The 12,808-nt window shown below is 72.6% G+C and carries 9 protein-coding genes and 1 riboswitch; of the genes, 1 reads left to right on the forward strand and 8 read right to left on the reverse strand.

Features of this window, described 5'->3' with window-relative positions; genetic code table 11:
* Positions 1–182: 182 nt before the first annotated feature.
* The 7 genes from R2B67_RS34705 to R2B67_RS34735 all read right to left on the reverse strand — a co-directional run bounded on the left by R2B67_RS34705 (position 183) and on the right by R2B67_RS34735 (position 9,015).
* The gene (locus R2B67_RS34705) at positions 183–734 is read right to left on the reverse strand and encodes a membrane protein insertase YidC (RefSeq protein ID WP_317824535.1); all 552 of its coding nucleotides are present in this window, start codon (positions 732–734) and stop codon (positions 183–185) included.
* A gap of 230 nt (positions 735–964) precedes the next feature.
* Entirely contained in the window at positions 965–1,513 is a 549-nt protein-coding gene (locus tag R2B67_RS34710) for a CchlQ (protein WP_317824536.1), read from the reverse strand.
* A gap of 46 nt (positions 1,514–1,559) precedes the next feature.
* Positions 1,560–2,396, reverse strand: a complete 837-nt coding sequence (locus R2B67_RS34715; RefSeq protein WP_317824539.1) for an ECF transporter S component family protein — start codon at positions 2,394–2,396, stop codon at positions 1,560–1,562.
* Entirely contained in the window at positions 2,393–4,045 is a 1,653-nt protein-coding gene (locus R2B67_RS34720) for an ABC transporter ATP-binding protein (protein WP_317824541.1), read from the reverse strand. Before R2B67_RS34720 ends, R2B67_RS34715 begins: the two co-directional genes overlap by 4 nt.
* Positions 4,042–5,280 carry an energy-coupling factor transporter transmembrane component T gene (locus R2B67_RS34725; RefSeq protein WP_317824543.1) on the reverse strand — a complete coding sequence of 413 codons (1,239 nt, stop codon included), beginning with the start codon at positions 5,278–5,280 and terminating at the stop codon, positions 4,042–4,044. The genes R2B67_RS34720 and R2B67_RS34725 overlap by 4 nt, the downstream gene beginning before the upstream one ends.
* 7 nt (positions 5,281–5,287) lie before the next feature.
* Positions 5,288–6,238: a hypothetical protein gene (locus R2B67_RS34730; protein WP_317824545.1), complete on the reverse strand. Its 951-nt coding sequence runs from the start codon at positions 6,236–6,238 to the stop codon at positions 5,288–5,290.
* Complete coding sequence (locus R2B67_RS34735) at positions 6,235–9,015, reverse strand: prenyltransferase/squalene oxidase repeat-containing protein (RefSeq protein WP_317824547.1); 2,781 nt, start codon at positions 9,013–9,015, stop codon at positions 6,235–6,237. The genes R2B67_RS34730 and R2B67_RS34735 overlap by 4 nt, the downstream gene beginning before the upstream one ends.
* A gap of 363 nt (positions 9,016–9,378) precedes the next feature.
* Positions 9,379–9,455, forward strand: a riboswitch (cobalamin riboswitch).
* Positions 9,456–9,574: 119 nt separating this feature from the next.
* Here R2B67_RS34735 and R2B67_RS34740 point away from each other — a divergent pair.
* Positions 9,575–10,993, forward strand: a complete 1,419-nt coding sequence (locus R2B67_RS34740; RefSeq protein ID WP_317824554.1) for a hypothetical protein — start codon at positions 9,575–9,577, stop codon at positions 10,991–10,993.
* A gap of 43 nt (positions 10,994–11,036) precedes the next feature.
* Here R2B67_RS34740 and R2B67_RS34745 read toward each other — a convergent pair whose 3' ends face one another.
* Complete coding sequence (locus tag R2B67_RS34745; RefSeq protein ID WP_317824560.1) at positions 11,037–12,563, reverse strand: short-chain fatty acyl-CoA regulator family protein; 1,527 nt, start codon at positions 12,561–12,563, stop codon at positions 11,037–11,039.
* Between the last annotated feature and the right edge of the window lie 245 nt (positions 12,564–12,808).

The raw sequence follows: 12,808 nt of genomic DNA on the forward strand, positions 1-12,808 counted from the left end.
CCGCCAGGCGTGGATATGGGGGACGAGCATCAGCCCGGCGTCCAGCGCGGGCGCCAGAAGATTGCGGATCTGCCAGGAACCGTGCCCCGACCAGACATGGGGATGGACGATCGCCGCGACCCGGAACTCGTCGTACGGCAGCGCGGCGAGCACCCGGGCCGCCAGCCCCGGGTCCTGACCGATCAGCGATGTCGGCCCCCACGTCGAGCTGAGCACCACCAGCCGGTGCCGGTCGGCACGCCGAGCGCCCGGCGGTAGGAGGCCGCCCGGTCCGCGCTGCCCAGCAGTTCGTCGTAGCACGGGTCGCCCACCAGCAGCGTGCGTCCGGCCGCCTTCGGATGGGTGGAGAGCAGCTGCTCCTCCTGCCCCGGGTGCGAGATGGCCAGCCAGGCCCTGCCGGACTCCAGCAGGCTGTCCGGCACGACTCCCGACAGCCGGTCACCGGACGCACGGGAGTCCGGCACCTGCTTCTGCAAGCCGATGCCGTGGGGCAGTACGAGGACGGGGCAGTGGCCTTCGGGTACGTCGATGTTCTCGCTGGCGGTGAGGATCAGGTCGGGCTCGGCGTGGCCCACCTGCTCCCAGGGGATGACCCGGCAGCCCGCGTCGTGCGGGAGGTCCAGCACCCCGTCGTTGAACGCGGAGGTGGGGTCATGGGCGAAGACGACGGTGACCCGGCCGTCCCCGCGGAGGAGTGCGGGCAGGCATTCGAGGACCCGGACGGTCGAGGTCACCGTACGGGCCGCTACAACCAGGGGTCTTCTCGCCGTGAAAGGTGCTCCACCGCTCGGCGTCGGTCCCGACGGGAACGCGGAGAGGCTGGCTAGCGTGCATGGCCACCCCGAGAAGCTACGGGCACACCGCCCACTCGCGGCTATTGTCGGCTTATCGCATCTCAAGTTGCGCTGCAACCGTTTCGGGATCGGGCGGAAAAGTGGCGGTCGTCTTGTACGGTCATCGTCGCTCACGCCCCCATCGTCAGCTCATCCCGGCAGATCGGGCAGCGATCCTTGCCGTCCCAGTCGTCCCATCCGAAGGAAGCGGGCGAGAACGTCCGGTCCTGCAACTCCTCGCGCACCGCGACCCGGTAGGCCCAGACCCGGTCCAGGTAGGGGTGGTAGGCCTCGTGGAAGGCTGCGGACGTGTGCCCGGCGCCCGTGCCCACCACACGCTGGACCGCACGCAGTTGCGCGAACATAGCCTGGCCCGCGCCGGCCACATCGGCTGACGCGTCGATGAAGAACCGCTCCCGCACCTCATGGACGGCCGTCTCGCTCAGGGCCGCGCGGGCGGCCCCGTCCGGGTCGGTGGCGGCGTCCTGGTCCTGGGCGATCTGGCGCAGCCGGGAGTGGCAGTCCCCGACGGCCGAGATGAACTCGATGTACACCGCGCGCCGTCGTTCCGCCGCCTCGCGGTCGTTCTCGTGGCGCCGACGCAGATGGTCGGCCAGTACGGTCCCCGAGATGGCGATGAAGCCACCGCTGACCGTCGCGACGAGCGTTCCCCAGTCCACGACTTCCCCCAAAGAAGTGATCCCCGTTCCTGCGGTGTCCCCGAATCTACCGTGGGCCCTCCGCCTTCGGCTCCGCGAACCGCACCGGGGCCCGGAAGCGGGCCTTGCGGGCAGCCCGGCGGAACGTGGTGAGCACGGCGGGGCCGGCCAGGGTGATGCAGATGAAGTTCGTGACGGCCCGTCCGGTGTCCCAGCCGAGGGAGGTCGCCACGTCGAAGGCGAGGTAGCGCTGCCACTGTTCGGTGAAGGGTAGGCCGGGGAGATAGGCGATGGAGCTGTTCGGGTCCACCGAGAACGGCCAGAAGGACAGGTTCAGGAGGAAGCCGAAGAGATAGCCGGAGAGCGATCCGTAGACCGCCAGCATCATCACCTCGCGGCGGCCCGTGGCGCGGGGCAGCAGGCCCGCGAGCATGCCGACGAACGCGCAGCCGAACATCTGGTACGGCATCCACGGGCCGACCCCGCCGGTGATCAGGGCCGAGGCGAAGAGGGACGTGCAGCCCAGGGTGAAGCCGAAGCCCGGACCGTAGACACGGCCCGCCAGGACCAGGACGAAGAACACCGTCTCGATGCCCGCCGTACCCGCCCCGAGCGGTCGCAGCGCCGCGTTGACGGCGGAGAGCACCCCGAGCATCGCCAGGGCCTTGGAGTTGATGCCGCCCTCGGCGATCTCGGAGATCACCACACACAGGACGAGGACGAGCAGGACGCCGAAGATCAGGGGCGGGGCGTAGTTGGCCCCCAGGCGCCCCGGGGCGACCAGGAACGGCCAGAAGAAGGCGACCAGGCCGAGGAAGGCGGCCAGGGCGATGACGATTCCGGCGCGCGGGCCGATGCGGATGGCGCCGGCCGAGCGGTCGGTGAGGGGTGGAAGTTCTGTCACGTGCCCGCCTCCTCGGCCGGAAGCACGGAGACGACTTGATCGACCGTCAGGTATGGGAGGGGTGAGAGGATCTTCGCCACCTGGGGGGCGAAGACGGGGGAGGCGACGATCACTTCGGTGGTCGGGCCGTCCGCGACGATGTCCCCCTCCGCCATCACGACCACCCGGTCCGCCGCCCGGGCCGCGAACTCGACGTCGTGAGTCGAGATCACCACCGACCGCCCCTCGGCGGCCAGTTCGTCGACCATGGCGATGAGCTGGGTCTTCGCCCGGTAGTCGAGTCCCCGGGTGGGCTCGTCCAGCAGCAGGACCCGGGGTGCCGCCGTCAGCTGGATGGCGAGGACCAGCGCCAGCTTCTGGCCCTCGGACAGGTCGCGCGGGTGCGTGGCCCCGTCGATGCCGGGGGCCAGCCGGTCCAGGATCGCGCGGGCGGAGGGCCCGGGGCCCTCCCGTACAGCCGACTCGGTGTCCGCCTGGTCGAGTTCCTGCTTGACACTCTCCAGGTAGAGCAGGTCGGTCGGGGTCTGCGGGACCAGACCGACGAGTTGTCTGGCCTCGGCGGCGGGGAGCGACTTGGGGTCCCGCGAGTTATCCGCGGATCCACGATCGACGCGTACCGTACCGGACTTGCGCGGCCCCGAGCCCTGGAGCGCCCACAGCAGCGACGACTTGCCCGAGCCGTTGCGGCCCATCAGCGCGGTGATCTCTCCGCCCCGCAGATCGAGGTCCACCTCGCGGACCGCCGCGACACCCCGGTACGCCACCGTGACCCCGCGCGCCGTGAGCAGGGCCGCCCCCGGCTCCTGTGGCACCGGGCGGACCGGCGGGGGCGGGGTGGCCGCCAGGGCGGTGCGCAGCGGGGCGGCGGCCCGGCGGGCGTCCCGGACCGACAGCGGCAGCGGTGACCAGCGCGCGGCGCGGCCCAGCTCCACGATGGGCGGCGCGATCGACGACGTGGTGAAGATGTCCGCCGGTGCGCCGGAGACCACGCGCCCGTCGCCCGGAAGGTGGATGACCCGGTCCGCGTACTGCACCACCCGCTCCAGACGGTGCTCGGCCAGCAGCACCGTGACCCCCAGGTCGTGGACGAGCCGGGTCACCGCGGCCAGCACCTCCTCCGCCGCCGTCGGGTCGAGCGCGGACGTCGGCTCGTCCAGCACCAGGACCCGGGGGTGCGCGGTCAGCACCGAGCCGATGGCCACCCGCTGCTGCTGCCCGCCGGAGAGCTCGTACAGCGCCCGGTGACGCAGATCGGCGAGCCCGAGCAGATCGAGGGTCTCCTCCACCCGCTTGCGCATCACCGCCGGGGAGATCGCCAACTGCTCCATCGCGTAGGCGAGTTCCTCCTCGACCGTGTCCGTGACGAAACCGTCCAGCGGGTCCTGGCCCACCACGCCGACGACATCGGCGAGCTCGCGGGGCGGGTGGTCGGCGGTGGAGCGGCCGTCGACGGTGACCGTGCCGTACAGCGTGCCGCCCGTGAAGTGCGGCACGAGCCCGTTGACCGCACCCAGCAGTGTCGACTTGCCGACACCTGTATGGCCCACCACGAGGCAGAGCTCGCCCTCCTCGACCTCCAGGTTCACCTCCCGCAGGACCGGCTCGGCGGCCCCGTCGTACTCGACGGTGACCTGATCGAAGGTGATCATGCGGCGTCCTCGGTGCGTGTGCGTGTGCGTGTGCGTGTGCTTGTGCTTGTGCCTGTGGGGGTGCTTGTGCGCGGTGCGGAGACGTACGGGACGGGCGCGCTCGGCGGCGGAGCCAGGAACCCGGCCGCCCCGGCGAGCAGGATGGCCGCGGCCGGGACGAGCGGCAGCGTCGGCCAGCTGAGCGGATAGATGGACGGGTTCAACTCAGCAGGGTCGTAACCCACGTTGACGAACAGCAGCACCGCCGACAGCACCCCGCAGGACGCCACCGCCCACTCCGCGGACCGCCACGGATCGGGCCGGTACGTCGTCCGCGTCACCCGGCGCCCGCCGAGCCGCAGCCCGGCCAGGCAGAGCACCGAACCGGCCGCCAGCGCGGGCAGCCCGAGCAGCTTGGGCGCGGTCGGGTCGAGGAGCCCGTACGCCCCGGCGCAGAGCCCGCACATGCCCAGCAGCATCAGCGCCCCGGTCAGGCGCCGCGAGCCGGGCGTCGCTGAACCCGCCCGCCCGTAACCACGCGAATCCATCGCCGCGGCCAGCCGCAGCGACCGCTCCAACGCGTCCTCCAGGACCGGCACGACGATGCCGCGCAGCGCCTTCAACCCCTTGTTCCGCCCGGCCCGCAGGCGACGGGCGCGCGCCACCCGCTGGACGCTCTGCACCAGTTGAGGGGCGACGCTGATCGAAACCGTTACGGCGACGCCGAGTTCGTACAGCGCGCCCGGCAGCACCCGCAGCGCCCGTTTCGGGTTGGCGAGGGTGTTCGCCGCGCCGATGCAGCACAGCATGCAGGCGAGCCGGAGTCCGTCCGTGGCGGCCGACAGCAGTGCCTCCAGGGAGACCGGGCCGCCGAGCTGGATGCCCGCGTACCAGTCGGGGGTCGGGATGTGCGGGAGGGAGAAGAGGTGGTGGTCCGTCGGTCGCATACCGGTGGCGAAGATTGCTCGGAAGACCACCCTGATCGCGACGACCGTCAGCGCCAGATACAGGTAGTACTTGAAGCCGCGCGCCCACGGGGCCTCGGTGCGCCGCATCGTGATGACGTAACCGAGCACCGCCAGCACCAGGAAGAGCAGCAGCGGGTTGTTGGTCCGGCTCACGGCCGTGGCCAGCGCGAGCGCCCAGATCCACCAGGCGAGCGGATGCAGGGTACGCGGGAGCCGCCGTCCGCCGGTGTCCGGCCCAGGGGCGGGGGACACCGGCGGACCGGGCTCGGCAGCAGCGGTACGGGTCACGCGGGCGCTACTCCGCACGGCGGCGGCGCTTCGCGGCGAACACGGCCGCGCCGCCGATCACCGCCACGAGACCGGCCGTCGCCGCGATGGGCACCACCGAGCCGGAGTCGTGCTCCGCGTCCGCCGCCGGGGCCGCGTCCACCACCTTCGCGCCCTTGTCCGGTGCCGCCACCGCCTCACTCGGCGAGGCGGATGCGGAGGAGGAGGCCGACGCACTGGGGGAGGGGGAGGGAGAGGCGGACGGGGTCGCGCTCGCGGAGGGAGACGGCGAAGGGGAGGCCGTCGCCGTCTTGGACGGGGCCGCCGCGGGTGGCGGCGGGGCCGGGACGCCGCCGCCCGGCTGCTGCGGATCCGTCCGTACGGGATCGGGCTTGGGCTTCGGCTGGGGTGCCGGATCACCGCCCGTGGGGCGGGAGTTGTGGGCGCGCAGCTGGTTCGGCGTGAGCGTCGGGCGGCCCTTCGTGCCCCCGATGTCCGTCCCGCCGAAGATCCACAGGTCCACGCTGCCCGGCCGGGGCCGGTAGCTCATGGCGCCGAGCTGGCTGTACTCCCAGGTGTTCTCCCCGGGGTTCGCATGCCAGTACGACCAGTAGGCGGAGGCGGGCGGGGTGAGGACGCAGTCCTCCTGCTGGGGCGTCGGGTACTGCTTGCCACCCTGGTGGCCGCTGTAGCCGATCCGGCAGATGAACGCCGGCCCGTCGTGGCCGGTGCCGGTGGTCTGCCAGCCGCCCTGGTTGAGCAGCTCGTAGCCCGTGGTCGGCGTCGTACCGCAGGAGCGGTAGACGGGACCGCCCCAGTGGCTGAAGTCGACGGCCAGGACGACGCCCGACGAGGTCGTGCACCGGCCGATCGGCTGCGGGGCGGCCGTCGCCGGGGAGGCGGGCGCGAGGAGCGCCGCGCCGGTCAGGCCGAGTACGGCCAGGGCGTGGCCGACGGCCCGGCGGAAGCGGGTTCTCACAGGTCACCGCCCATGGCCGTACGACGGTGGCGCGCGGCCACGACCGTGCCCCAGCCCGCCAGGACGAGTGCGGCGGCCGCTCCCGCCAGGCCGAGCGCCTGCCCGCCGGTCGACGCGAGGCTGCCCCCGCCGCCGCCCGGACCGTCCGTGTTCACGATGCCCGGACCGCCGGTGGAGCCCGTGCTGTCCCCGGGCGTGACGATGACCGGGGCGGTGGAAGAGGACGGCAGCGGATTCGGTGTCGTACCGTCCAGGCTGCGGGTCAGCACGCCGAACGAGATGCCCGTCGCGCCGCCCACCGCCTGCGTCGAGGCGCGCACATTGGAGCCTCGCTGCCCCTTCTCGGCCACGTTGAAGCCGCCGTCCGCGTTCTGCTGCGAGGCGAGGAACTTCCGGGCCTTCGCGATCTGCTCGCCGTACTTCTCGGCGTCCAGGGAGAGGCCCTGCACGGCGAGCGCCGCCGAGTTCACCGAGGTGCCCGACGCGCCCGGGAAGCCGCCGCCCTTGAGCTGCCGCGAGGCGATCCAGGCCAGCGCCTTGTCCACGGCCGCCGCGTGGGCGTCGCCGGGGACCAGGTCCAAAGCCATCGCCGCCATCGCGGTGGAGTCGACGTCCGCGTCCCCCGTCGGCGGGATCAGGCTCGGCCAGGCGCCCGACGAGGGGTGCTGGAGACCGGCCAGATAGCCGATCGGGGCCTCGGCCGCCTTCGTCTGGCCCGCCCGCACCTGGGCGATGACGCCGAGGGACTGGCCGAAGACGGACATCGCGTAGGTGTAGGCACCCTTGTCGGTGCAACTGCGGTCCGGCAACGGGCTCTTGGCGGTGCAGACCGCGTCGGCGAGACCGGCGATCAGGTCCTTGCCGCCGAAGTCGCGCGGGTCGCGCTCGACGACCTGCGCGAGCACCGCCGCCTTGCCCATCGAGCCGCCCATGGCGTGCGCGGAGCCCGCGTTGGTCCAGTCGTGCACCGTACGGGCTTCGAAGTCCCTCCCGCCCTGGTCCAGGAAGTCGACGACCGTACGGAGCGCGTTGTTGTCGTGGCCCGTCGCCGCCAACGCGAAGGCGCCGTCGATGGTGAGGCCGAAGTCGGCCCGGGTGGTGGACCCGTCCGCCAGGTAGAACCGGCCCTGGCGGAGGTTGGCGGGGCTGGTGATGTAGGCGACGCCCTTCTTGAGGTCGGGGCCCTCACCGGGCGGCGGGGGCGTCGTGGTGGGCGGCGGTGTCGTCGTCGGGGGAGTGGTCGGCGGCTTCGTGGGCTCGGGCACCTTCGTGGTCAGGGTGACCAGGTCGGTGCCGCTGCCCGCCAGCACGGCGGGGGCCGTCGCGTAGAGCCCGGCCTCCTCGGCCCCCTCGTCGAACCCGAAGCCTCCCTCGGCGAGCTGCTCCCGCGACAACCACCAGACCGCCGTATCGGCCGCACGGACCTGACCGAGCGCGCGCAACGCCTGCGCGGCATAGGCGGTGGCCGGGACGGAGCCGACGGTGGACCCGTTGAACGCGGGGAACGCGCCGCTCCTGAGCTGAGCCTTCTTCAGATACGCGACGGACTTGGCGACGGTGGCGTCGTGACCGCCCGCCTCGTCCAGGACCAGGGCCACCAGGCCGGTGGTCATCGGGTCGCCGTCGCAGTTCTCACCGGGGCCGATGAGGATGCTGGTCACCGAGCCGTCCTCGCAGACCAGTTGGGTCAGCCGGGTCACGGTGTCGGCGGGCGGCACGATGCCGCCGCGCAGCAGCGCCAGGACGGCCAGCGCTTGGCCGTCACCGTACGAGACACCCGCGAAGTCGCCCTTGGCCGTGCACCCCGGGGCAGGCCCGGACCGGCAGACGTTCTTCTCCAGGTCACCGAGCAGGTCGTGCCCGCCGAAGTCGCGCGGGTTGCCCTCGGTGATCGACGCGACCAGCGCCAGCCGGGCCGCCGCGGTGGCGTCGGGCGCCTCCTTCGGGCCCGCCGCGTAGGCGTACTCCCCGGTGCCGGCGGCGAGGCGGGCCACCACCTTGTCCAGGGCCGGGCTCCTGCCGCCGGCGGCGGCGAGCGCGTACGCGGCCTCGGTGGTGAGGAAGTAGTTCGGGGTCTCGGAGCCCTCGTCCACGACATGGCTGCCGTCGTGCAGCTGCTGGGTCACCCAGCGGGCGGCGGCCGGCACGTCGATCTTGCCGACCGGCACGCTCGGGCCGTCCGTCGGGGTCTCCGACGGGTCCGGCGTGCCCCCTTTCGCGCGGACGTCGTCAGGGGTGAAGGCGGGCCGGCCGGTGGTGCCGCCGACGTCCGTGCCGCCGTACACCCAGGCGTCCACGTCGCCCGCCTTCGGCGTGCGGCTCATGGCACCGAGCGGGCTGTAGGACCAGCTCGCCTGGCCGGGCGAGGCGATCCAGTACGACCAGTAGGCGGTGGCCTGCGGGGTGCGGACGCAGGATTCCTTGGCCGGGGTCGGGTACTGCTTACCGGAGTTGAAAGCGGCGTTGCCGATACGGCAGATGAAGCCGGGTCCGTCGTGCTGGGTGCCTTGGGTGGTGAACCCGCCGTCGCGCAGGAGCTCGTACCCGGTGGTCGGGGTGGTGTCGCAGCCGCGCACCACACCGCCGCCGAACGGGCCGAAGTCCACGGCCACGACGGCGCCGACGGTGGGCGTGCATTTCTCGATCGGGTCGGCGGCCGCCGGGGCGGCGCCGGTGACGAAGGCCACGCTCGCGGCGAAGGTCACCGCTGCCGCCGAGAACAGCGAGAGGAGTCTTCTGCCGGACGCGCGCCGGTCATGTTGCTGTGCGGTCCCCACCACGGCCCCTCGTGTCGTCCGAGCGGGCCATGCGTGGTAGACGGCTCCCCGGAGACACGGCCGTGTAAGGGCCGCCCGCAGGGAGCTGTTCGAACCACGCCGTAGTCCGCGACGGCGCTTCTCGCTGAAATTCCAGGCCCCAGGCATTCCGGCTCGCCCGCGCGGTGGCGGGCCTACGGTTGCGGGTCAGCGCCGGATTCCGACCGGCTTCCCCTGAGGCTGAGTGCTTATCAGGCGGATTGGAACACGCTCTCGAAGAGACCGTCAAGGTGGTGTAAGTCTCGTTGGTTTCGCGCCCCCGTGCGCCCCGGCCGTCCCTGGCGCGCCCCTGCCGCCTCGGGTAGCGTCCTGGCCTGCCACGAGGGGGAACCCGGTGCGAATCCGGGGCTGACGCGCAGCGGTGTGGGACGGCAGGGGGCCGTTCCCGAGCCCGAATGCCCTGCTGGCAGCTGTACCAGCCAAGCCGTACCCACGCGTCCGGGCGCCGGCCACCCACCTCTGCCCTGTGCGTATCCGGGGGCGTGCGGTGCCGTGCGCCCCTCATCCCAGGAGCAGGCACATGCCCCGTTCTGTCACCTCACGCACCTCTCGCCGTCTCGCGCTCGTCGTCCCAGCTGCCCTGGGGGCCTTCGTCCTCACGGCGCTGCCCGCCGCCGCGACCTCCACCCCCGCCCAGATCGCCACCTCGAAGACCAACGGGGTGACGTACCTCAAGACCCTTCAGGCCGCGGACGGTTCGTACGCGGGCTCCGGGCTCTCCAACGAGTGGGCCTTCAGCGCGTTCGCCGCCGCCGGAACGGCCGCCGTGGACGTGACGCCCGGCGGAGACGCCACGAAGAACGCCCGTACCGTCTACCGCAATCTGCTCTCCACCCCCGGCTGGCCGTCCGCCACCCCCGTCGTCACCGACTACCAGCGCGGCACGCTCAACGCGTACGCCGCCGGGATCGACCCGGCCCGCGTCTCCGCCTCGCGCAACCTGATCGCCGACATCTACGGCTACTGGCAGAACGCCGAGGCCGGCTACTTCGGCCCGTCCGCCAACTACAACGGCACGGTCTTCGCCGCCCTCGCGCTGGGCGGCGCCAGAACCCAGGCGGGCGCCCAGCGCGTACCGCAGGCGCTCGTCGACAAGATCGTCACCCGCATCCGGGCCAACCAGCACAACGACGGCGGCTGGACCTACGCCAAGGCCGAGGGCAACGCGACCGAGCTGGCCAAGCCGGGCGACATCGACATGACGGGCGCCTCCATGGCCGCGCTCTGTGTCTCCGGCGTCCCGAACACCGACCCCGACATCGTCCAGGCCAAGGCGTTCCTCAAGAGCAAGCTGGTCAACGGCTCCGGCGCGTTCAACGCCCTGTACGGCATCAACACCAGCTCCAACGGCTGGGCGGTCTCCGGCCTCAACGCCTGCGGCATCAACCCGCAGACCGGCGACTTCCTCACCCCGGCGGGCAAGACCCCGATCGACTTCCTGATCGCCAACCAGTTCAACCCGGCCGGCGGCTTCAAGTACCAGCCCTCGGACACCACCCCGTCCGCCTACTCCTCCACCGACGCCCTGCGCGCCGTCGCCGGGGGCGGCTTCACCGCCGCTCCGCCCACCCCGGTCACGGTGGGCGCACCCAAGTGGGTCGCGGCGGCCGGCTTCACCTCCGGTACGGCGACGCAGCTGGCGCTCACCGTGGACGACGGCACCGGCACCCTGAAGGTCTGCAACGTCGCCTTCACCCCCACCGGCACCACGACCGACCTCGGCACCGTCCTGGCCGCCGCGTCGACCGCGTCCACCCCGGCCGGCTGCGTCACCTCCGTGGTCCCCGCCTCCGGGACGGGCACCATCACGTCCATCAACGGCAAGGCCAACACCGGCTCGGCGACCTGGAAGGTGTCCACCGACGGCTCGGCGTTCGCCGGGGCCACCCGTAACAAGGTGATCGGCGTCGGCGACACGATCGCCCTGCGCTTCTCCTGACCCGGTCTGGTGAAGGGGGCGCATACCGCACACCGCGCATCGCCTACGCGGGCGGCGCCCCCTTCACCGGGTACGGCACGAACGTGCTGCTGTTCTCGTCGATGGCCAGCGGCTGCCCCAGCGGCGGCACCGCCCGCTGCGGGCAGTCCAGCCGCTCGCAGATCCGGCACCCCATTCCGATCGGCGTCGCCGCCGAGGCGTTGTCCAGGTCGAGGCCGTCGGAGTAGACGAGCCGCCCCGCGTGCCGGATCTCGCAGCCGAGCCCGATCGCGAACGTCTTGCCGGGCTCACCCCAGCCGCCCCGGTGGCGCGTCACGGCCCGCGCGGTCCACAAGTAGCGCTGCCCGTCGGGCATGGACGCGATCTGTACGTGGATGCGCCCCGGGGCGGCGAACGCCTCGTACACGTTCCACAGGGGGCAGGTGCCGCCCGCGCGGGAGAAGTGGAAGCCGGTCGCGGACTGCCGCTTCGACATGTTCCCGGCCCGGTCGACCCGCACGAAGGAGAACGGGACGCCGCGCAGCCGGGGCCGCTGGAGCGTGGAGAGCCGGTGGCAGACCGTCTCGTAACCGAGCCCGAAGTGGTCGGTGAGGCGCTCGATGTCGTACCGGACCTCCTCCGCCGCCGTGTGGAAGGCGCGGTACGGGAGGATCAGCGCGCCCGCGAAGTAGTTGGCGACCCCGATCCGGGCCAGCGGCCAGACCGCCGACCCCTCGTCGTAGTCCTCCGACGCCAGCTGCGAGATCTCCCGGCCGTACTCGAGCAGCGCCAGCTGGGTGGCCATCCGGAACGCCTGCTGTCCGGGGCGGAGCCGGCTGGAGAGGTACAGCACCCGCGCGTCCGGGTCGTAGTGGTGCAGTCGGCCGGTGTCCGCCTCCCTGCCGCTTTCACCGCTGCCGTGCCGCGCCGGTCGGCGGCCCCCTGGTGCGCCCCCGGCCCGGCCGCCCCCGGCCCGGCCGCCCCCGGCCCGGTCCTGCCGGTCGTCGGCGGTGGCCAGGCGGATGCCGTGCCGTTCGGTGAGCCGGGCCGAGAGCGCGGAGACGACCGCGCCGGGGCGCACCCCGATCTCCGCCGCCAGCCCCTCCGCGGCCAGGTCCGCCTCGTGCAGATAGTTCTGCCGCCGGTAGAAGAACTCGCGGATCTCCTCGTGCGGGGAGCGCGGCAGGTCGGGCCCGCCGCCGCCCCGCAGCTCGGCGGCCTCCGCGAGCCGTCCCGTCAGCGCCTGGTTGCGCCGCCCCAGGTCGAGGAGGACGGAGGCGACCCCCGGCAGCCGGGAGGCGAGCTCGGACAGCTCGGTGGCCGAGACGCGTGCCGCGCCGACCTCGTCGGCGAGCGCCTCCCGCAGATCCGCCAGGACCCGGGTGGTGTCCCGCTCCGAGAAGAAGCCGGGGTCCACCCCGAACGCCTCGGTCAGCCGCAGCAGCACCGGGACCGTCAGGGGGCGCGAATCGTGCTCCATCTGGTTCAGGTAGCTCGGCGAGATCGCCAGCATCCGCGCCAGCTCCGCCTGGCTCAGCCCGCGCTCCTCACGCAGCCTGCGCAGCCGTGCGCCCGCGTAGGTCTTGCTCATGCCGGGACCCTTCGCACCTTGGTCAACATATCGACAACCCTAGCTGCGACGACGCCGTAGGAGGCCTTCGCAACCTTGGCAAAGTGCGCGGAAAGATTCGCAGAACTTGGCAGACGTCCCCGGTTGATGGCACTCAGTGCCACTGCCAGAGTTGTTCCTGCGGCCCACCGGACACCGGCTCCGGACCGGGGTACCGAGCACGATTTCACGCCCTGACGTCGTACTCCTCGGCATCCCGGACCGAT

The sequence above is a fragment of the Streptomyces cyaneofuscatus genome, assembly GCF_033109485.1.
GTDB classification, from domain to species: Bacteria; Actinomycetota; Actinomycetes; order Streptomycetales; family Streptomycetaceae; genus Streptomyces; species Streptomyces cyaneofuscatus.